Source organism: Streptomyces solicamelliae, assembly GCF_045348655.1.
GTDB classification, from domain to species: Bacteria; Actinomycetota; Actinomycetes; order Streptomycetales; family Streptomycetaceae; genus Streptomyces; species Streptomyces solicamelliae.
On sequence record NZ_CP160404.1, the window covers coordinates 1934707 to 1954480 of the forward strand.

The window sequence follows — 19774 nt, forward strand, 5'->3', positions numbered from 1 at the left end:
CGGAACAGGATGCGAAAGGAAGAAGAGATGACAGCCGATCCGCGTGTGAAGGAATCCACGTTCGAGATCCACAATTCCCAGGCGGCCGCGGACGAATGGCGCCGCATCGCGGGGTACGAGTCCGTTCTGGACGAGATGATCGGCGCTCTGCCGACCAGGCTGCGGCTCGCCAAGGGTACGCCGCTGAACGAGGGGGAGACCGTCGGTTTCACGTCCGTGACCACCCTCGACGGTCCGCTCCCCACCCCGGCCGGCGTCACCACGCGTGACCAGGTGGAGAAGCTGAACAACGGCTTCTTCGCCAGGACCTTCACGGGCGAGCACGGAGAGCAGATGGCCGCCTGCGCGACGGTCATCGAGGTACCAGGAACAGGCTTCAAGAAGGTGGACGCGTTCGTCCTCGAAGCTCGCGACGGTGACCTGCTCAACGCAAAGGAACTCGGCGTCACCCCGGCGAACGTGCTGGAGGAGCGGGACGGCTGGTGGGACGCGCTGACCGGATGCCTCGGCCGCGACTGTGGCGGAGTGTGTCTCAGCGCCGCACTGTCGTGTCCGAAGGTGAACTGGGCCGCGTTCCTCATCTGCCTGGCCGGCCGCTGCGGTGTGTGCGTCGTGAAGTGCGCCGCCTGCGCCACCTGCGACTGCACGTGGTGGTGCAAGTGGGCAGCCGGCTGCTGCGACAACTGAAGAAGGGTAGAGACGTGAACTCAGTGCGATGGCTGGAGGTTCCCGTTCAGCCACCCTCGGGAACAATCGAATCACCAACCGTGAAATACGAGACCGGAAATGCGGTCATCGTCTACGGGACGGACTCGGCATATGTCGGAACTGCCGACGCCGGTATTGCCGGAACACTCGCAGGCCACGCGGACGTGCGACTGCTGAGTGCCGAGGACCTCAGGAGAATCGATCCCTTTCCTGGGCTCCCTCTGACGTGGGAGAGCCTCGAAGGCCAAATTCCGGGTCGCGGCGGCTCGCATCGCCACGACCGGAAGGTGATCGGCCTGGGCGATGTGATCTCAGCGATCACTCGGCGGGCTCGAATCCCGGAGTGCGGAAGCTGTGCGCGAAGGCGCAAGGGACTCAATCGGATCACCGTGTGGGGCTGGTGGCGAGAGCGTCCCGCGCCCGCCTGAACCGCCGGAACGTCTGACGCGCCGACCGCGGTGAAGGAGGCCACGAGGACCCCGACTGGTGTGTGGGCCGGGGTCCTCGTCGTCGCATGGGGCGGAGCCGATCGCCGCCGCGCCCGCCGCGCCCGCCGCGAGGACGAGCTGGGGCATCATTCCCCCGTCCTCGTCCTCGTGCTTGAGGATGTGGCAGTGGTACATGTGCGGAGTCTTCGGGTCGCTGTGGCGGCCGAACTCGACAGCCAGTCGGACCTTCGGGTGCCGGCATCGCCTCGGCTCCTGCCTCCAGCCGAGCCTTCCACCGTGAGAGACGCCGCATGCAAGCAGAAGCGCCTCGCCGAGAAGTGGCTGTCCCACACCGAGGCGGACATGTCCCGGGCGCAGTGCATCGATCCTGCCGCGGGTCGAATCACGTTCAGGAAATACGGCGACAAGTGGGTCGCCGCCCAGACCACTGACCCGACGACATGCACGACCGTGGGCGTGCATCTTCGCCTCCACGGGTTCCCGTACCTCGGGAACAGGCCGATCGACTCGTTCCGTCCCGAGCACATCCGCGAGTGGCTCGCGGAGCTGGACCAGGAACTGCCGGTGTCGTCGTACCGGCGCGTCATCTTCGCCAGCGTCTCGGCCGTCCTCGCCGCGGCCGCGGACGACGAGTTGCTCGCGAGGGCACAATGATCACGTGGAGGGACAGGACTCGGTTCAGCGGGCGGAAATCGACCGGATCATCGATCCGCTGAAGACGAACATGCCCGACGCTGGAGACCTCAGCTTCGAGGCAATCCAGCAGTTGGGGAACCCGGTGCCGCTGCTCGTGCAAAACGACGGCAAGGAGTATCTGCAGCTGTGGCTCGAGCCGTTCGGGCAGGACTACTGGCTGAAGCCCGGGGAGGCTGTGTACGTCACCTCGTACGGGACGTGGAATGGCCACCCGTTCGAGACGATCCACGAGACCGACTGTCTCACCGTCTGGGCCACCTCCTGGTTCGCGACGGTCTCTGACTGCGACGGCAACGAATTCCCCCCAGGCCGCGGAGAGCGTGCCTGAGTCGTCGGCGTCGGTTCAGACGAGGATCGCGGTACGGGGGCGCTGCTCCGACGTAAGACGGCCCACAGGCGGCCCAGGGCCTGATGCGGCTCAGGGCCAGCGGCAGACTGCCGTTGGCCCTGATCGTCGTTTCGTCTCGATATCCGCTCTGACCTGCGGTTACAGCACCGGCAGGTTCTTCCGCAGCTCGAAGGCCGTCACCTCGGAGCGGTACTCCTCCCACTCCTGCTTCTTGTTGCGCAGGAAGAAGTCGAAGACGTGCTCGCCGAGGGTCTCGGCGACCAGTTCGCTGCGTTCCATCAGGGAGATCGCCTCGCCGAGGTTCTGCGGGAGGGGCTCGATGCCCATGGCGCGGCGTTCGGCGTCGGAGAGGGCCCAGACGTCGTCGTCGGCGCCGGCGGGGAGTTCGTAGCCCTCCTCGATGCCCTTCAGGCCCGCGGCGAGCAGGACCGCGTAGGTCAGGTACGGGTTGGCGCCGGAGTCGATGGAGCGGACCTCGACGCGCGAGGAGCCCATCTTGCCGGGCTTGTACATCGGGACGCGGATCAGGGCCGAGCGGTTGTTGTGGCCCCAGCAGATGTACGCGGGGGCCTCGCCGCCGGCGCCGGCGGCGCGGCCGGAGCCGCCCCAGATGCGCTTGTAGGAGTTGACCCACTGGTTGGTGACGGCCGCGATCTCGGCGGCGTGCTTGAGCAGGCCGGCGATGAAGGAGCGGCCGACCTTGGAGAGCTGGTACTCCGCGCCGGACTCGTAGAACGCGTTCCGGTCGCCCTCGAAGAGGGAGAGGTGGGTGTGCATGCCCGAGCCGGGGTACTCGGAGAACGGCTTCGGCATGAACGTGGCCTGCACGCCCTGCTCCAGCGCGACCTGCTTCATCACCAGACGGAAGGTCATGATGTTGTCGGCGGTCGACAGCGCGTCCGCGTAGCGCAGGTCGATCTCCTGCTGACCCGGCGCGCCCTCGTGGTGGCTGAACTCCACGGAGATGCCCATGGACTCGAGCATCGTGATGGCCTGGCGGCGGAAGTCCATCCCCACGTTCTGCGGGGTGTGGTCGAAGTAGCCGGAGTTGTCGGCGGGGGTCGGACGGGAGCCGTCGAGCGGCTTGTCCTTCAGGAGGAAGAACTCGATCTCGGGGTGGGTGTAGAAGGTGAAGCCCAGGTCAGAGGTCTTGGCCAGCATCCGCTTGAGCACGAAGCGCGGGTCGGCGAAGGACGGCGAGCCGTCCGGCATGAGGATGTCGCAGAACATCCGCGCCGTGCCGGGTGCCTCGGCCCGCCACGGCAGGATCTGGAAGGTGCCCGGGTCGGGCTTGGCGATCATGTCGGACTCGTAGACGCGGGCGAATCCCTCGATCGCGGAGCCGTCGAAGCCGATGCCCTCGTCGAAGGCCTGTTCCAGCTCGGCCGGGGCCACGGCCACCGACTTCAGGAAGCCGAGCACGTCGGTGAACCACAGGCGCACGAACCGGATGTCGCGCTCCTCGAGCGTGCGGAGGACGAACTCCTGCTGCTTGTCCATCTACGTTCCTACCCATCCTTGCCGGTCAGGCCGCCTGCTCCCACCGCCTCGGGGCTCTTACGGGGGGCACCTGAGCATCCCACCACATGGTTTCGTGCACGTTGCACACCCATACTGCCTGTTCGGATGTGGCGCAGGTAACGGGGGACGGGCCGAATGCCGCCCGGGTCGCCCCGTCCGTTGCCGCCCACCCTGCCGCCCGAGCGGTCCGGACCACTACGATCTCGGCCCATGGGGGTCACGCGGCACGGCCGCATCCCACGTCACGCGCGTCCCATGGCACTGCTGAGTGCCGTGGCGGCGCTCCTCGGCGTACTCCTCGTCTGCCCGGACATCGTCAGGGCCTCGGCCCCGCACCACGAACGCGCCGCCGCGACCCCGGCGGCCGCGCGGAACCTGACGGCGACCGCGCGGACCCTGACGGCGGCCGGGCCGCCCGCCGCGCCCGCGTACGTCTGCCCGTACGACCGCGGCGACTGCCGACTGCTGGCGGCGCTCGGTCCCGCGGTGCTCACGGCCCCGCCCCTGGACCCTCCGGTCCACGCGGCGGGCCCGGCCGCGGGCGCCGGGGCGAGGGACGTCGGGGGCCGGACGCTCCCCGCCGACGCGCGGCCGCGCGCGCCGGACCTGCACGTCCTCCAGGTGCTGAGGTCCTGAGCCGGACCGGATGTCGCCGGACCGTTCGTCCCGCACGCACACCGACCCGTTTCCCCCGTCACGAAGAAGGACGTATACCCCCATGGCTGCCAACCGTTCCGCCACCGCCGACCGCCGCGCCCGGATAGAGGAGATGCGCCGCGCCGAGCAGGCCCGCGAGCGCCGCAACCGCATCCTGACGCTGGGCATCGCCGGCGTCGTCGTCCTCGGCCTCGTCGGCTTCGGCGGCTGGGTGCTCAAGAAGGAGGCCGACGAGAAGGCCGAGAAGGAGGCCCTCGCCAAGGCCCCGGTGAAGAGCGAGCAGAGCTGGGACGCCAAGAAGCTCGGCCGCAACCACGTGACCAAGCAGGTCACCTACCCGATGAAGCCCGCGGTCGGCGGCGACCACCACCAGGTCTGGATGAACTGCTCCGGCGACGTCTACAAGGCCGCCGTCCCGGAGATGAACGCCGTGCACTCCCTGGAGCACGGCGCGGTCTGGGTGACGTACAACGACAAGGCGTCCGCCGACGACGTGAAGGCCCTGGAGGCGAAGGTCGGCAAGACGCCGTACACGCTGATGAGCCCGGTGAAGGACCAGGCCGGGGCGATCATGCTGTCCGCCTGGGGCAAGCAGGTCACCGTGGACGGCGCGGACGACCCGCGCGTGGACCAGTTCTTCACCAAGTACGTGCAGGGCCCGCAGACGCCCGAGCCGGGTGCCGCGTGCACCGGCGGCATGGGCGCGGAGGGCCAGGGCGGCGCGGGGATGGGGCAGTGACCCTCACCCGTACGCAGCGGGCCGCGGCCGCCGCGGTGATCCTGGCGCTGCTGTTCGCCGGGTACGCGACGGTCAGCTCCGCGTGGGGCGACGAGCCCGCGGCGCAGGCGTCGCCGGCCCGGGACTCGGCGGACGCGGGCTTCGCCCGTGACATGTCGGTCCACCACCAGCAGGCGGTGGAGATGTCGTTCCTGGTGCGGGACCGCACGCAGGACGAGGAGGTGCGCCGCCTCGCGTACGACATCGCCAACACACAGGCCAACCAGCGCGGCATGATGCTGGGCTGGCTGGACCTGTGGGGGCTGCCGAAGGTGGAGTCCGGCACCGAGCCGATGGCCTGGATGAACACCGGCGGCGGGCACTCCGGCCACGGCGGGAGCAGCGGTCACGGCGGTCACGGCGGGGGCGATGCCGCGGGTGCCGCGGGCGGCGCGCTGATGCCGGGCATGGCCACGGCCGCCGAGCTGGGACAGCTGAACAAGCTCGGCGGCAAGCAGGCGGAGATCCTCTATCTGCAGCTCATGATCGACCATCACGAGGGCGGCGTGGCCATGGCCCAGGGCTGTGCGACGCAGTGCACCGTGGATGTCGAACGGAAGCTGGCGCAGGGCATGGTCGACGCGCAGCAGTCGGAGATCGCCCTGATGACGGACCTGCTGAAGAAGCGGGGCGCGGCGCCGCGCCCCTGAGCCGTACACCTCCGGCGGAGGGCCCGGCCCCCGCGACCCGCTGCGGTCGCGGGGGCCGCGCCGTCCACGGACAATGGTCAGTGCTCGGGGACGTACGCACGCGGTTCCACGTCTACGGAGGTACGCACCCCATGACCACGGCGAAGGACATCATGCACTCCGGGGCCCAGTGGATCCCCCGGCACGAGACCCTGGACCGGGCGGCCCAGATGATGCGCGACCTGAACGTGGGCGCGCTGCCGGTCGCCGACGAGAACGAGCGCCTGTGCGGCATCATCACGGACCGCGACATCGTCGTCCGCTGTGTCGCCATGGGCCACGACCCGGCGAAGGTGACCTGCGGCGAGATGGCGCAGGGCACGCCGCGCTGGATCGAAGCGGGCTCCGACGTCTCCGAGGTGCTGACGGAGATGGAGGGCCACCAGATCCGCCGGCTGCCCGTCATCGAGAACAAGAAGCTGGTCGGCATGATCAGCGAGGCCGACCTCGCCCAGCACCTCTCGGACGACCAGCTGAAGTCGTTCTGCGAGGCCGTCTACGCGCGCGCCTGATCCGCGCCGCTCCTCCCCGCGCCCTCCGGCGCACCACTCTGCTCCAGGACCGCCCGGGCCACCGTGTCCGGGCGGTCCAGCATCATCAGGTGCCCGGACGGCTCGACCGCCTCGAAGCGGGCCCCGAGCCGCTCGGCCAGGGCGCGCTGCCGGGCGCCCCAGCGGCGCGAGCCGTCGGGTGCGGCGAGGACGGTGACGGGCAGTCCGGACCGCAGCGGCGCGTCCTCGCGCAGCGCGAGGAGCTCGGCGGCGACGGCCCCGTAGTGCGCGTTCTCCAGGAGCGCGCCGGCCGTCACGCGTGAGGTCGTGTAGCAGCGGCGGACGAGCGCGGCCGGTGCCGGGTCGCCGCCGGAGTGCCGGGAGAGGCGGACCGAGGCACGGCGGGCGAGCGGGCCGAGCGCGGCGGGCACGCCGACGGCCGAGAGGGCCGCGCCGAGACCGCAGGCCGCGGCGGTGCGCAGCCCGGGGGCGGCCGGGACGCGGGCGTGCTCCTCGACGGAGGAGTCGACGAGGACCAGCCCGGCGGTGCGGTCCGGGTGCAGCCGGGCGTACGCCTCCGCGTGGAAGCCGGCGATCGAGTGGCCGACGACGGTGGCGGGCCCGGTCAGTCCGAGCGCGTCAAGCAGCCCGGCGATCCGGTGCGCCTCGCCCGCCGCGGTGGGTGCGGCCGGTGCGGGGGCGGACAGGCCGTGGCCGGGGCGGTCGAAGCGGACGACGGTGCGGTGCGGGGCGAGCAGCGGGACGACCGGGTCCCAGTCGAACCAGCTCAGCGCGAGCCCGGCGCTGAGCACGCAGACCGGCCCGCTCCCCTCGACGACGACATGGTGGGCCACTCCCCCGACGCGGACGAAGCGCTCGGCGCTCATCGCGCCGCCGCCAGGGGTCTTCGGTCCGGCACCCGGTCTCGCGCGGTGTACTCGGAGCGGGCGAGCACGGCGAGCCAGACCGCCACGGCCAGCAGTTGGAGCCGCTGCCCGGCGCCGAGGCCCCAGACGCCGTGCCCCGCGTCGAACGCGGTGATGGCCGCCAGCGTCCAGCCCGTGGCCAGTACCGCGACGGCGACGAGCGCCGGTCCCGTGCGGGCCAGCAGCGGCCGGTCCCCGTGGCGGCGGGCGGCGACCGTGAGCGCGATCATCGCGACGAGCGCGCCGGCCATGGCGAGGCTGGAGCTGACCGCGTGCGCGGTATGGGTGAAGGGGACCAGTCCGGCGTCCTCGCGGGCGGCGCACGCCGCGTCCACGGTGGGCGCGCAGCTCAGCGGCAGCCGCGAGTCAGCGGCCGTCGCGGCCCCGAACAGCGCGAGCCCCAGCCAGCCGGTCACCGACCACCACCGGCCCCGCGACCGCAGCAGCCCCCAGCACGCCCCGGCGAGCAGCAGCAGCCCGGCCACCAGGTCGGCGGCCCGGAACACCACCCCGTACGGCTGGTCGGCGGCGGCCAGCTCCGAGACGTACGTGCGCACCGGGTCGAGCCCGGAGCGCACGACGAACTCCGGCACCCACGCGGTGTACGCGAGCGCGCCGAACAGCAGCAGCGCGGCGGTCACGCGCGGGGCTTTCCTGGACACACGGGGTGAACGGCCGGGATCTCCGGAGGGTTCCCGGCGCCCCGGAGACCGTACTCCCGAGACATAGCGTCGGTTTGACGATTACACTGGGCGGCGTGCCTCAACTACGCCTCGCACTGAACCAGATCGACTCGACCGTCGGCGATCTCGCCGGGAACGCCGAGGCGATCGTCCGCTGGACCCGGCACTCCGCCGAGCAGGGCGCGCATCTGGTCGCGTTCCCCGAGATGGTGCTGACCGGCTACCCCGTCGAGGACCTGGCGCTGCGCGCCTCCTTCGTCGAAGCCTCCCGGGAGTCCCTGCGCGCGCTCGCCGCCCGGCTCGCCGAGGAGGGCCTCGGGGACCTGCCGGTGATCGTCGGCTACCTGGACCGCTCCGAGAAGGACCTGCCCCGCCTCGGCCGCCCCGCCGGCTCGCCGGAGAACGCCGCCGCCGTGCTGCACCGCGGCGAGGTGGTGCTGCGCTTCGCCAAGCACCACCTGCCGAACTACGGCGTCTTCGACGAGTACCGCTACTTCGTGCAGGGCGACACCCTGCCCGTGGTCCGGGTGCGCGGCGTCGACGTGGCGCTCGCCATCTGCGAGGACCTGTGGCAGGACGGCGGCCGGGTGCCGGCCGCGCGCAGCGCCGGCGCGGGCCTGCTGATCTCGGTCAACGCCTCGCCGTACGAGCGGAACAAGGACGACTCGCGGCTCGAACTGGTCCGCAAGCGCGCCCAGGAGGCCGGCTGCACGCTGGCCTACGTGGCGATGATGGGCGGTCAGGACGAGCTGGTCTTCGACGGCGACTCGATCGTCGTCGACCGCGACGGCGAGGTCCTCGCGCGGGCCCCGCAGTTCGCGGAGGGCAGCGTGCTGCTCGACCTGGACCTGCCGGCGGCCGCTGCCGACGCGCCCACCGGAACGGTCGACGACGGGCTGCGGATCGAACGCGTGGTGCTCTCGGAGGACCCGGTGCCCGCGTACGAGCCGGAGCTGACGGGCGGTCACGCGGACCGCCTCGACGACGACGAGGAGGTGTACTCGGCGCTGGTCGTGGGCCTGCGCGCGTACGTCGCCAAGAACGGCTTCTCGTCCGTCCTGATCGGCCTGTCCGGCGGCATCGACTCGGCGCTGGTCGCCGCGATCGCCTGCGACGCGCTCGGCCCGGAGCACGTGTACGGCGTCTCCATGCCGTCCAAGTACTCCTCCGACCACTCCAAGGGCGACGCGGCCGAACTGGCCCGCCGCACCGGGCTCAACCTCCGCACCGTGAGCATCGCGCCGATGTTCGACGCGTACATGGACGCGGTGGAGCTCACCGGGCTCGCGGAGGAGAACCTGCAGTCGCGGCTGCGCGGCACGCTGCTGATGGCGCTCTCCAACCAGGAGGGTCACCTCGTGCTCGCGCCGGGCAACAAGTCCGAGCTGGCGGTGGGCTATTCGACGCTGTACGGCGACTCCGTCGGCGCGTACGGGCCGATCAAGGACGTCTACAAGACGACCGTGTTCCGGCTGGCCCGCTGGCGCAACCGGGCGGCCGAGGAGCGCGGCCTGGTCCCGCCGATCCCGGAGAACTCCATCGTCAAGCCGCCGAGCGCCGAGCTGCGCCCCGACCAGGTGGACACCGACTCGCTGCCGGACTACGGCGTCCTGGACCGGATCCTGGAGCTGTACGTGGACCGGGACCAGGGCCGGGAGGCGATCGTCGCGGCCGGTTTCGACGAGGAGCTGGTGACGCGGACGCTGCGGCTCGTGGACACCGCCGAGTACAAGCGGCGGCAGTACCCGCCGGGCACGAAGATCTCCGGCAAGGGCTTCGGCAAGGACCGCCGGCTCCCCATCACCAACCGGTGGCGGGAGCACGCCTGACGGTTTGACGCAGACGCGGGCTCAGAGCTTCACACGGGCGGCGACCGGGAGATGGTCGCTGTCCGTGCGGGGCAGGGTCCAGGAGGACACCGGCTCGACGCCCTTGACCATGATCTGGTCGATCCGGGCCATCGGGAACGCGGCCGGCCAGCTGAAGCCGAAGCCGTCGCCGGCCGCGCCCTGGGTGGAACGCATCTGGGACGTCACGGCCTTGAGCGAGCGGTCGTTCATGGTGCCGTTGAGGTCGCCGAGCAGGACCACCCGCTTCACCGGCTCGCCCGCGATGGCCTCGCCGAGGTGGTCGGCGCTGCCGTCGCGCTGCCCCGCGGTGAAGCCGGAGTCCATCCGAACCCGTACCGACGGCAGATGGGCGACGTAGACGGCGACCTCGCCCTGCGGGGCGGCGACCACGGAGCGCATGGCGCGGGTCCAGCCCATCCTGATGTCGACGGGGCGGGTGCCGCTCAGCGGGTACTTGCTCCACAGGCCGACCGTGCCCTGGACCGCGTGGTGCGGGTACGCCTCGGCGAGGGCCTTCTCGTACACCTTCACCATGTGCGGCGCCAGCTCCTCCAGGGCCACCACCTGCGCGCCGGAGGCGGCGAGCTCGCGGGCGGTGTCCTCGGGGCGCGGGTTGTCGGCGTTGACGTTGTGGCTGACCACGGTGAGGTCGCCGCCGGCGCCGGACTTGTCGTCGAGCAGCAGCCCGCCGAACAGGTTGAGCCAGACCACCGCCGGCAGCAGCAGGGCGATCAGCGCGGTCGCGGAGCGGCGCAGCAGGGCGAGCACGAACAGCAGCGGGACGAGGACGCCCAGCCAGGGCAGGAAGGTCTCGGTGAGGCTGCCGAGGTTGCCGACGCTGTTGGGGATCTCGGCGTGGAACGCCATCAGGAGCGTCACCAGCACGGCGCACACCGCGAGGACGATGCCACGCCGCCAGATCCCCGGGTCGTGGCGCAGCCGGTGGGCGAGGGACCGGAGCCGCGGGCGGGGGCGGTCGTCCCTCGCCTCGCCGTTCCCGGTCTCCGTCATGTCCACTCGCGCCATCACGCCGTCCTCACTGCTTTGCGTCACTGCCTTGCGTCTGCGACCCGACGTCGACACTAGGCGATGACGGGTCGGCCGTACTGCCACGAGGACGACGGAACGGCGTGGCGGGTTCCTGCAGGTGGCGCGGGGGGAACGGCTGTGACAGAACGCGCACATTCGTACGCTTCGGTCCCGGGACGCTCCTCGGCCGGGCCCCGGTCGGCCCGCGGTCAGTCCCGGGCGCGCACCCCGTCGAGGATCGCGTCGACGACCGACGCGGGGAAGTCCGGGGAGAGGTCGGCGGTGGGCTGGAGCACCGTACGCAGCAGCAACGGGCCGACGAAGAGGTCGTTGACCAGCTCCAGGTCGAGGTCGGCGCGGATCTCGCCGGTCGCGACCCCGCGGCGCAGCGCCTCGATGCCGAGCCGGCGGCGCGGCTCGATGGCGATGCGGTGGTACTGGTCCCAGAGCTTCGGATAGAGCTGCATCTGGGAGAACACGTTCCGCAGCAGCGCGGAGCGCTTGGCCAGACCGCGCTCGCGCATCGAGGACAGCATGACGACCAGGTCGTCGCGGACGGAGGTGCCGGGCAGGACCGGGTCCGGCGGCTCGATCGACCGGACGACGTCGACGAAGAGCTCCTCCTTGCCCTGCCAGCGGCGGTAGATCGTGGCCTTGCCGACGCCGGCGGTGCGGGCGATCCGCTCGATGGACAGCCCGGTGAGCGGCACGCCCTCCTCGAGCAGCGTGATCACGGCCCCGACGATCGCCTGCTCGGCCGCCTCACTACGGGGACGGCCGCGCCGGACGGGGCCGGCGGGCGGCTCTTCTTCCAGGGTCACGTCTCCGCTCCGCCTCTCTCCCGCAGTCGTCTTTTCCTACCGCACCGATTCTCCCGCCTCCGCCGGCCGCTCCGGCACCGCGGAGGGTCCGGGGGCGCCCGCCGGGGCGCGGCCGGGGAGGTAGCGGGCCACCACCAGTGCGCCGAGCACCGCCACGCCCGCCGAGGCGAGGGCGGTGACGTGCATGGCGTCCACGAAGGCGGTGTACGCGGGCTGGACCAGCGCCTTCCCGGCCGGGCCGAGCTTCTCGGCGACGCCCAGCGTCGCCTCGATCGACTCGCCGGCCGCCCCCCGCAGGCCCGCCGGGACCGCCCCGAGGTGCCCCGCGATCTCGCCGCGGTACGCGGCGGACAGCACCGAGCCGAGGACCGCGACGCCCAGCGCCCCGCCGACCTGCCGGAAGGTGTTGTTGATCGCCGAGCCGGCGCCCGCCTTCTCGCGGGGCAGCGTCTGCATCACGGCGACGGTGACCGGCGTCATGACGTGCGCCATGCCCGTGCCCTGGAGGAAGAAGACCACCTCCATGACCCACACCGGCGTCGACGCGTCGAAGAACGCGAAGGCCCCGAGCCCGACGGCGAGCGCGAGCATGCCGGTCGTGCAGACCGCCTTGGCCCCGAAGCGCTCCACGACCAGCCGGACCCGCGGCGCGAAGACCGTCTGGGCGATCGCCAGCGGCAGGATCAGCAGCCCGGCCTGCAGGGCGCTGTAGCCGCGGACGCTCTGCAGGTAGAAGGCGGAGAAGAAGGTCACGCCCATGAGGGCGAAGAAGACCAGGGCGACGGCGGCGACGCCGGCCGAGAAGGCGGGCATCCGGAAGTACGCCATGTCGACGGCCGGGTGGTCGCTGCGCCTCTCGTGCAGCACGAACAGCACGAGGACGGCCAGGCCGCCGAGGACCGGGACGAGCACCTCGACGTCCGTGGAACTCGCGAGCTCGCCGCCGCGGATGATCCCGTACACCAGCAGGACCAGGCCGAGCACGGACAGCAGGACGCCGGTCAGGTCGATCCGGCCCGGCCTCGGGTCCTTGGAGTCGGGCACCAGCCAGGCCATCAGCACCAGGGCGAGCAGCACCACGGGGACGTTGACCAGGAAGATCGAGCCCCACCAGAAGTGCTCGAGGAGGATGCCGCCGGTGATCGGGCCGATGGCGATGGCCAGGCCCACGCCGCCGGCCCAGATGCCGATGGCGCGGGGCTGCTCGTCGCGTTCGAAGACGTTGATCAGCACGGCGAGCGTCGCGGGCATCACGAACGCCCCGCCGAAGCCCATCACGGCCCGGTAGGCGATCAGTTCGGCGGGCGAGCCGGCCAGCGCGGCCAGCGCGGAGCCGACGCCGAAGACGACGATGCCGAAGAGCAGCACCTTCTTGCGGCCGAGCCGGTCGCCGAGGAGTCCGGCGGTGAACAGCAGGCCGGCGAAGACCAGGGTGTACGAGTTGATCGCCCACTCCAGCTCGCTCTGGGTGGCGCCGAGGCCGGCGGGGGCGGGGGCGGCGATGGTCTTGACCGCCACGTTCAGGATCGAGTTGTCGAGGACGACGATCAGCAGGCTCAGCATGAGCACACCGAGGATCGCCCAGCGGCGTCGGTGCACGGCCTCCGGGACGCGGGGCGGAGACGGCAGGGCAGGAGAGTCGGGCATGGGCTCAGCCTAGCGCCATTTCGATACGAGACCGTCTCGTAAAGAAATTCTTTATGCCGCGTGGCGCGATGTGAACAGCGCCACTGGCGCCCCGCGCCCCCGCCCTTCCCCCGCCGCCGCGCGAAGTGCCACCATGGATCTGGTCCGGGGACGCCGTCAGGGCGCCTCGAGATGACGAAGGAGCCGTTCACATGACGCTTCAGGCTGCCCCGAAGCAGGCCCCCGACAGCACCAAGGCGCTGTACGGCGGCAAGGGCACGCGCCGCATCACCGTCCACGACATCGCCGCCGCCAAGACCCGCGGCGAGAAGTGGCCCATGCTCACCGCCTACGACGCGATGACCGCGTCGGTCTTCGACGAGGCCGGCATCCCGGTGATCCTCGTCGGGGACTCGATGGGCAACTGTCACCTCGGCTACGACGACACCGTGCCCGTCACGATGGACGAGATGACGCTCCTGTCCGCCGCCGTCGTCCGGGGCACCAAGCGGGCCCTCGTCGTCGGCGACCTGCCCTTCGGCTCGTACCAGGAAGGGCCCGTCCAGGCCCTGCGCAACGCGACCCGGCTGGTCAAGGAGGCGGGCGTCGGCGCGATCAAGCTGGAGGGCGGCGAGCGCTCCCTGCCGCAGACCGAGCTGCTCGTACAGTCCGGCATCCCGGTCATGTCGCACCTGGGCCTGACCCCGCAGTCCGTGAACACCATGGGCTACCGGGTGCAGGGCCGCTCCGACGAGGCCGCGCACCGGCTGATCCGCGACGCCAAGGCGGCGCAGGACGCGGGCGCGTTCGCGCTCGTCCTGGAGCTCGTCCCGGCGGAGCTGGCGGCCGAGGTCACCCGTTCGCTGCACATCCCGACCATCGGCATCGGCGCCGGCGCCGGGACCGACGCGCAGGTGCTGGTGTGGACGGACATGGCCGGCCTGACCGGGGGCAAGGTGCCGCGGTTCACCAAGCAGTACGCGAACCTCCGGGCCACCCTCGGCGACGCCGCGAAGGCGTTCGCGGAGGACGTCGCGGGCGGGGCGTTCCCGGCCGAGGAGCACACGTTCCACTGACGCACGTCCGGCGCACCGCGCGCCGCCACTGACCATCGCGGTACGGACGACGGCCCGCCGACTTCCCCCATCGGCGGGCCGTCGGCGTGCTGCCGTCCGTACCCGTCGGCGTACTGTCGGTCGCCTGTCGGCCGTCTGTCGGTGCGATGTCGGCGGCGGCTGATGCCATACGAGGCATGACGCGATCACACACCAACGCCGTCGAGGTACGGGGCCTCGTGAAGCACTTCGGCGAGACGAAGGCGCTGGACGGCATCGACCTCGACGTCCGTGAGGGCACCGTCCTCGGGGTGCTCGGCCCGAACGGCGCCGGCAAGACCACCCTCGTCCGCTGCCTGTCCACGCTGCTCCGGCCGGACGCCGGGACGGCCTTCGTGGCCGGGTACGACGTCGTGAAGCAGCCCCGGCAGCTGCGCCGCACCATCGGCCTGACCGGCCAGTACGCCTCGGTCGACGAGAAGCTCTCCGGCTGGGAGAACCTGTACATGATCGGCCGGCTGCTCGACCTGTCCCGGGCCGACGCCCGGCGCCGCGCAGACGCCATGCTGGAACGGTTCTCCCTCACCGAGGCCGCCAAGCGCCCGGCGATGGAGTACTCCGGCGGCATGCGCCGCCGGCTCGACCTGGCCGCCTCGATGATCGGCAGCCCGGCCGTGCTGTACCTGGACGAGCCGACCACCGGCCTCGACCCGCGCACCCGCAACGAGGTCTGGGACGAGGTCCGGCGGATGGTCGCGGAGGGCGCGACGGTCCTGCTGACCACGCAGTACATGGAGGAGGCCGAGCAGCTCGCGAGCGAGCTGACGGTCGTCGACCGGGGCAAGGTCATCGCCAACGGCGGGGTCGCGGAGCTCAAGTCCCGCGTCGGCGGCCGCACGCTGCAGGTCCGCCCGGCGGACCGGGCCGACCTGCCCGCCATGGCCGCGGCCCTGCGCGAGACCGGCCTGGACGGCATCGCCGGCGCCACCGTCGTCCCGGACGAGGACCTGCTGTACGTCCCGATCCTCAGCGACATCCAGCTGACCGCGGTCGTGAGCCTGCTCGGCGCGCGCGGCTTCGGCATCGCCGACATCGGCACCCATCTGCCCAGCCTCGACGAGGTGTTCCTCGCCCTCACCGGCGAGAAGACCGCCGTCTCCGACGCGATCGCCCAGGAGGTCGCCGCATGAGCACCACGACCACGCCGATCCGCTCCTCGACGGGCGCGGCGGACGGCCCCGCGCCCGTGAAGGGGCCCGTCCCCGAGGGCGAGGGCCGGATCGGGCTGCGCGCCAATCTGCGACACATCGGGGCGCTGGCCCGGCGCAACGCGCTGCAGATCAAGCAGGACCCGGAGTCGATGTTCGACGCGGTGTTCGCGCCGGTCATCTTCATCCTGCTGTTCGTGTACGTCTTCGGCGGCGCGATCGCCGGCAAGGGCAACAACGACGCGTACGTCAACTACGTGACGCCCGGCCTGATGGCGATGATGGGCATGAACATCGCCATGGCCGTCGGTGTCGGCATCAACGACGACATCAAGAAGGGGGTCATGGACCGCTTCCGGACGATGCCGATCGCCCGGTCGTCGGTGCTCATCGCGAAGATCGTGGTGGAGATCGGCCGGATGCTGATCGCCACGGCGATCCTGCTGGGGATGGGCTTCCTGCTCGGTCTGGAGATCCACACCTCGTTCCTGCACCTGTGTGCGGCGATCGGTCTCTCGATGGCGTTCGGGGCCTCGCTGATGTGGATCTTCATCCTGCTGGGGCTGACGCTGAAGACCGCGCAGGCTGTCCAGGGGATGGCGATGATGGTGCTGATGCCGCTGCAGTTCGGCTCGTCGATCTTCGCTCCGCCGACGTCGATGCCGGGCTGGCTGCAGACCTTCACCGACTACAACCCGCTGTCGAACCTGGCCGACGCGGCCCGGAACCTGGTCAACGGCGGTCCGGTGGCGCACTCGGTGTGGATGACGCTGGGCTGGGCGGTGGCGATCACCGTCGTCACGGCGCCGCTGGCAGTGGCGAGGTTCCGCAACAGGACATGACGGAACGACGGGGGTCCGCACGGGGGTTCAGGACTCGGCGGCGCTCCGTCTGATCGCGTCGGCGCGGTCGAGCAGGGCGGCGGCCTCCTCCAGGGAGAGGCCGCCGCCCTCGGCGTACCCGGCCTCGAACGCGGCCGCGCCGAGCCGCTCGCGGACCAGCGCGGTGGCGGTCTCCAGGCCCTCCTGCTCCTGGGGCGCGAGCAGATGCCCGCCGGGCCGGACGGCGGCGGCCGCACCGAGGAGCGGGGCCGCGATCGGGGCGCAGCGCCCGCCGAGTCCGGCGAGCGCCCAGGCGGCGTTGACCAGGTGGGAGGCCGGCATCTGCGGGGCGACCATCAGGGACAGCGCGCCCAGGGAGCGGTCGTACGCCTCGTGGACCAGGGTGAAGGCGGAGTCGTACGCGCCGTCGACGTTGTCCAGCCAGCCGAGGCCGCCGAGGGTGAAGCCCTCGAAGATGGCGAAGGTCTCGGAGTTGAACTCGCCGATCAGCCGCTGGAAATGGTCGCGGGCCTCGGTCGTACGGCCGGTGCGGCCGAGGTGGACGGCGAGGAAGCTGCGGGCGACGACCGTCGCCTCGACCCCGCGGCCGTGCTCGCCGTCGACGATCTGCCGCAGGATCTCCTCGCCCTCGGCGCGGCGGTCGGTCTCCACCAGCATGCAGGCGTGCCGGGCGCGCAGCAGCGCGGTCTGCGACTGGGCGCCGATCCGCTCGGCGTGGCCGACGGCGGCCGCGAAGTCCTCGGCGGCGCCGGCGAATTCCAGCCGCCGCTCGCGGGCCTCGCCGCGGGAGGAGAGCGCCTCGGCGACGCCCCAGGAGTCGCCGAGGCGGAGGAAGAGCTTCAGGGCCTCGTCGGCGTCGACGACGGCCTCGCCGGCCCAGTCGGCTCGGTTGGCCAGGATGTTGGCGCGCAGCTGGAGCGCGTTGGCCAGCTCCCAGTCGAAGCCGTGCTCGCGGCAGGCGGAGACGGTGGCGTCGAGCGCCCGGCGGGTCCGCGCTTCGTCGCCGGTGAGGAGGACGGCGACGAGCGCGAAGGAGCCGGGCAGCCGGCAGGTCTGCGGGAGCCCGGGGGGGTACACATCGATGATCTGCTCCAGTCGGACCACCCCTTCGGGGCTGGTCCAGTGCGCCGTGTCGTGGTCCATGTTGAGCAGTTCGACGAGCCGCACCCCGCGGCGCGCCTCCCAGCGACGCGCCTCGTCCAGCGGCGGCGGGGCGGCGGTGAGCGGTGTCCGGAGGGGGACGACGGGTGCGGCCGGGGCGGCGAACGGGTCGGGTCCGAGCCCGGCGGCGGCCGCGGACCAGTGCCGGGCGTCGGTGCGCAGGTCCCGCATCTGCCAGTACCAGAGCAGGGCGTGGACGAGCATCAGCGCCTCGTCCTCGTCCCGCGCGGCGACGGCGCGCCGGAGCGCGGTCCGCAGGTTCTCGTACTCGGTCCGGATCCGCGCGAGCGCCGGTACCTGGCCGGGGCCCCGCAGCTCGGGATCGGCGGCCCGGGCCAGCTCGCGGTAGTGCACGAGGTGCCGGCGCTCGGCGTCCTCCCGGTCGCCGGCCTCGTCGAGCCGTTCGGCCCCGTACTCGGCCACGGTCTCGAGCAGCCGGTACCGCATCTCGCCGGTGGCGGGGTCGGGGGCGGCGACGACGAGCGATTTGTCGACAAGTGCACCGAGGAGGTCGAGGGTGGTGGGCCCTGCGGCGGGAGCCGGCAGCTGCGTACAGACGGCTTCGGCGGCCGCCAGGTCACAGCCGCCGGAGAAGACCGACAGACGGCGCAGGACGGTGCGTTCGGAGGTGTCGAGGAGGTCCCACGACCAGTCGACGACCGCACGCAGCGTCTGCTGGCGGGGCAGGACCGTGCGGGCGCCGGTGGTCAGGAGGCGGAAGCGGTCGTCGAGGCGGTCGGCGATCTGGCGCGGGGTGAGCAGGCGCAGCCGGGCCGCGGCGAGTTCGATGGCCAGCGGGAGGCCGTCCAGACGGTGGCAGATCTCCGCGGCCGCCTCCGGGTCCTCGTCCACCGCGAAGCCGGGGCGGACCGCCGCGCCGCGCTCGGCGAAGAGGCGGAGTGCCGTCGGCTCGGGCAGCGGTTCGACGGGGCGTACCGCTTCGCCCGGGACGCCGAGGGGTTCGCGGCTCGTGGCGAGGATGGTCACGCCGGGGCAGTGGGCCAGGACCGTCTCCGCGAGCGCGGCCGCCGCGTCGACCAGGTGCTCGCAGTTGTCGAGGACGAGCAGCAGCCGCAGCTCGGCGCAGTGCTCCAGGAGCAGGTCGAGCGGGTCGGTGCTGCGCAGCTCCTCGGGGAGTGCCGAGCGGACGACCGTCCCGCGCGCCCCGAGCGCGCCGAGCGCGGCCTCGGCGACCGCGTCGGGGTCGGTGACCGGGGCGAGTTCGACGACCCAGACGCCGTCGGTCCAGGCGCCCGCCCCGGACTCGGCGCCGGCCGCCTGGACCGCGAGGCTGGTCTTCCCGGCGCCGCCGGGGCCGAGCAGGGTGACGAGGCGGGTCCGCCCGAGGTCGGTGCGGAGCCTGGCGATGTCGTCCTCGCGGCCGACGAAGCTGGTGAGCCGGGCGCGCAGGTTGCCGACGGGTCTCACCGGGGCAGCGGGCGTTCGGGACGGGGTGGGCGGCTCGTCCGGGGAGAGCAACTCGGCGTGCAGGGCGCGCAGTTCGGGGCCGGGTTCGGTGCCGAGTCCGTCCGCGAGGAGCCGGCGCACCGACGCGTACCCCTCCAGCGCCTCCGCCGGGCGTCCCGCCGCGCGCAGGGCGCGCAGACGGAGCGCCTGCAGGGGCTCGTCGAGCGGGTGCTCCGCGGTGAGCGCGGCCAGCTCCGGGAGCGCCGCCTCGGCGTCGCCGCGGGCCACGGCGGCCCCGGCGCGGGCGCGCCGGGCGGCCAGCCGGCGGGTGTCCCAGTGCGCCGCCCGGGCCGTGCGGTCGGGGAGATCCGCGAGCACGGGCCCGCGCCACAGGCCCAGCGCCTCGTCGAGCAGCTGTCCGGCGCGCCGCTGGTCGCCGCCGGCGGCCGCCTCCCGTACGCCCTCGCCGACCAGCCGGTCGAAGCGGAACAGGTCCACGTCGTCGGGCCCGGCCATGAGCCGGTAACCGCCCTCCGCCGAGGCGACGGCGCCGTGCCCGAGCGCCCGGCGAAGCCGGCCGACCAGCGCCTGCAGGGCGGCGACGTCGTCGGCGGGCGGTTCGCCGTCCCAGACCTCCGCCACCAGGGTGCCGACCGGTACGACGTGCCCGGCACGCAGGGCGAGCGCGGTCAGCAGGGTCCGCAGCCGGGGCCCGCCGACCGGCACGGGTGTCCCGTCGGCGGTGTGGACCTGCGTCGGCCCGAGGAGGGAGTAGCGCACGGGCCCATTCTCCCCGGCCCGGCGACGCGATTTGGCGTGAGGTCGCCA

General features: G+C 72.3%; 18 protein-coding genes. 11 read left to right on the top strand and 7 right to left on the bottom strand.

The window, feature by feature from the left end; all coding sequences use genetic code 11:
* The first annotated feature begins 27 nt into the window (after positions 1–27).
* The 3 genes from ABZO31_RS08920 (at position 28) to ABZO31_RS08930 (ending at position 2181) form a co-directional block, all read left to right on the top strand.
* The gene (locus tag ABZO31_RS08920; RefSeq protein ID WP_406860566.1) at positions 28–687 is read left to right on the top strand and encodes a hypothetical protein; all 660 of its coding nucleotides are present in this window, start codon (positions 28–30) and stop codon (positions 685–687) included.
* A gap of 617 nt (positions 688–1304) precedes the next feature.
* Positions 1305–1811 (top strand): hypothetical protein, encoded by a 507-nt coding sequence (locus ABZO31_RS08925; protein WP_406860567.1) that lies wholly within the window; start codon positions 1305–1307, stop codon positions 1809–1811.
* A 4-nt stretch (positions 1812–1815) separates the two neighbouring features.
* Positions 1816–2181: a hypothetical protein gene (locus tag ABZO31_RS08930; RefSeq protein ID WP_406860568.1), complete on the top strand. Its 366-nt coding sequence runs from the start codon at positions 1816–1818 to the stop codon at positions 2179–2181.
* A 159-nt stretch (positions 2182–2340) separates the two neighbouring features.
* On the opposite strand, the gene glnA is transcribed toward ABZO31_RS08930, so the two are convergent.
* Positions 2341–3702: a type I glutamate--ammonia ligase gene (gene glnA, locus ABZO31_RS08935; RefSeq protein ID WP_406860569.1), complete on the bottom strand. Its 1362-nt coding sequence runs from the start codon at positions 3700–3702 to the stop codon at positions 2341–2343.
* A gap of 276 nt (positions 3703–3978) precedes the next feature.
* On the opposite strand from glnA, the gene ABZO31_RS08940 reads away from it, so the two are divergent.
* From ABZO31_RS08940 to ABZO31_RS08955, 4 genes are all read left to right on the top strand, one after another.
* Positions 3979–4359: a hypothetical protein gene (locus ABZO31_RS08940; RefSeq protein WP_406860570.1), complete on the top strand. Its 381-nt coding sequence runs from the start codon at positions 3979–3981 to the stop codon at positions 4357–4359.
* A gap of 82 nt (positions 4360–4441) precedes the next feature.
* Entirely contained in the window at positions 4442–5119 is a 678-nt protein-coding gene (locus ABZO31_RS08945; RefSeq protein ID WP_406860571.1) for a DUF3105 domain-containing protein, read from the top strand.
* Positions 5116–5808: a DUF305 domain-containing protein gene (locus tag ABZO31_RS08950; protein ID WP_406860572.1), complete on the top strand. Its 693-nt coding sequence runs from the start codon at positions 5116–5118 to the stop codon at positions 5806–5808. Before ABZO31_RS08945 ends, ABZO31_RS08950 begins: the two co-directional genes overlap by 4 nt.
* A 131-nt stretch (positions 5809–5939) precedes the next feature.
* Positions 5940–6359 (top strand): CBS domain-containing protein, encoded by a 420-nt coding sequence (locus ABZO31_RS08955; protein ID WP_406860573.1) that lies wholly within the window; start codon positions 5940–5942, stop codon positions 6357–6359.
* Here the strand turns inward: ABZO31_RS08955 and ABZO31_RS08960 are convergent.
* The gene (locus ABZO31_RS08960) at positions 6344–7225 is read right to left on the bottom strand and encodes an alpha/beta fold hydrolase (RefSeq protein ID WP_406860574.1); all 882 of its coding nucleotides are present in this window, start codon (positions 7223–7225) and stop codon (positions 6344–6346) included. The genes ABZO31_RS08955 and ABZO31_RS08960 overlap by 16 nt on opposite strands.
* Positions 7222–7905, bottom strand: a complete 684-nt coding sequence (locus ABZO31_RS08965; protein WP_406860575.1) for a DUF998 domain-containing protein — start codon at positions 7903–7905, stop codon at positions 7222–7224. The genes ABZO31_RS08960 and ABZO31_RS08965 overlap by 4 nt, the downstream gene beginning before the upstream one ends.
* A gap of 116 nt (positions 7906–8021) precedes the next feature.
* Here ABZO31_RS08965 and ABZO31_RS08970 point away from each other — a divergent pair, with 116 nt between their 5' ends.
* Positions 8022–9776, top strand: coding sequence for an NAD+ synthase (locus ABZO31_RS08970; RefSeq protein ID WP_406860576.1), 1755 nt, complete (start codon positions 8022–8024; stop codon positions 9774–9776).
* Between the two features lie 21 nt (positions 9777–9797).
* On the opposite strand, the gene ABZO31_RS08975 is transcribed toward ABZO31_RS08970, so the two are convergent.
* From ABZO31_RS08975 to ABZO31_RS08985, 3 genes are all read right to left on the bottom strand, one after another.
* Positions 9798–10823 (bottom strand): endonuclease/exonuclease/phosphatase family protein, encoded by a 1026-nt coding sequence (locus ABZO31_RS08975; RefSeq protein WP_406860577.1) that lies wholly within the window; start codon positions 10821–10823, stop codon positions 9798–9800.
* A gap of 212 nt (positions 10824–11035) precedes the next feature.
* Complete coding sequence (locus ABZO31_RS08980) at positions 11036–11647, bottom strand: TetR/AcrR family transcriptional regulator (protein ID WP_406860578.1); 612 nt, start codon at positions 11645–11647, stop codon at positions 11036–11038.
* Positions 11648–11683: 36 nt separating this feature from the next.
* Positions 11684–13294 (bottom strand): MFS transporter, encoded by a 1611-nt coding sequence (locus ABZO31_RS08985; protein ID WP_406860579.1) that lies wholly within the window; start codon positions 13292–13294, stop codon positions 11684–11686.
* 191 nt (positions 13295–13485) lie between these two features.
* On the opposite strand from ABZO31_RS08985, the gene panB reads away from it, so the two are divergent.
* The 3 genes from panB (at position 13486) to ABZO31_RS09000 (ending at position 16378) form a co-directional block, all read left to right on the top strand.
* Entirely contained in the window at positions 13486–14349 is an 864-nt protein-coding gene (panB, locus tag ABZO31_RS08990) for a 3-methyl-2-oxobutanoate hydroxymethyltransferase (RefSeq protein WP_406860580.1), read from the top strand.
* A 176-nt stretch (positions 14350–14525) separates the two neighbouring features.
* The gene (locus ABZO31_RS08995; protein ID WP_406860581.1) at positions 14526–15518 is read left to right on the top strand and encodes an ATP-binding cassette domain-containing protein; all 993 of its coding nucleotides are present in this window, start codon (positions 14526–14528) and stop codon (positions 15516–15518) included.
* Positions 15515–16378 (top strand): ABC transporter permease, encoded by an 864-nt coding sequence (locus ABZO31_RS09000; RefSeq protein WP_406860582.1) that lies wholly within the window; start codon positions 15515–15517, stop codon positions 16376–16378. The genes ABZO31_RS08995 and ABZO31_RS09000 overlap by 4 nt, the downstream gene beginning before the upstream one ends.
* Before the next feature lie 27 nt (positions 16379–16405).
* Here ABZO31_RS09000 and ABZO31_RS09005 read toward each other — a convergent pair whose 3' ends face one another.
* On the bottom strand, positions 16406–19726 hold the full coding sequence (locus ABZO31_RS09005) for an ATP-binding protein (protein ID WP_406860583.1): 3321 nt from the start codon (positions 19724–19726) through the stop codon (positions 16406–16408).
* Positions 19727–19774: the final 48 nt, after the last annotated feature.

Bases quoted from the DNA above. Each gene is read 5' to 3' on its own strand.
- ABZO31_RS08995 (WP_406860581.1), top strand. From the start codon at position 14,526: ATGACGCGATCACACACCAACGCCGTCGAGGTACGGGGCCTCGTGAAG.
- ABZO31_RS08960 (WP_406860574.1), bottom strand. From the start codon at position 7,225: ATGAGCGCCGAGCGCTTCGTCCGCGTCGGGGGAGTGGCCCACCATGTC.
- ABZO31_RS09000 (WP_406860582.1), top strand. From the start codon at position 15,515: ATGAGCACCACGACCACGCCGATCCGCTCCTCGACGGGCGCGGCGGAC.
- panB (WP_406860580.1), top strand. From the start codon at position 13,486: ATGACGCTTCAGGCTGCCCCGAAGCAGGCCCCCGACAGCACCAAGGCG.
- ABZO31_RS08920 (WP_406860566.1), top strand. From the start codon at position 28: ATGACAGCCGATCCGCGTGTGAAGGAATCCACGTTCGAGATCCACAAT.
- glnA (WP_406860569.1), bottom strand. From the start codon at position 3,702: ATGGACAAGCAGCAGGAGTTCGTCCTCCGCACGCTCGAGGAGCGCGAC.
- ABZO31_RS08945 (WP_406860571.1), top strand. From the start codon at position 4,442: ATGGCTGCCAACCGTTCCGCCACCGCCGACCGCCGCGCCCGGATAGAG.
- ABZO31_RS08985 (WP_406860579.1), bottom strand. From the start codon at position 13,294: ATGCCCGACTCTCCTGCCCTGCCGTCTCCGCCCCGCGTCCCGGAGGCC.
- ABZO31_RS08975 (WP_406860577.1), bottom strand. From the start codon at position 10,823: ATGGCGCGAGTGGACATGACGGAGACCGGGAACGGCGAGGCGAGGGAC.
- ABZO31_RS08940 (WP_406860570.1), top strand. From the start codon at position 3,979: ATGGCACTGCTGAGTGCCGTGGCGGCGCTCCTCGGCGTACTCCTCGTC.
- ABZO31_RS08955 (WP_406860573.1), top strand. From the start codon at position 5,940: ATGACCACGGCGAAGGACATCATGCACTCCGGGGCCCAGTGGATCCCC.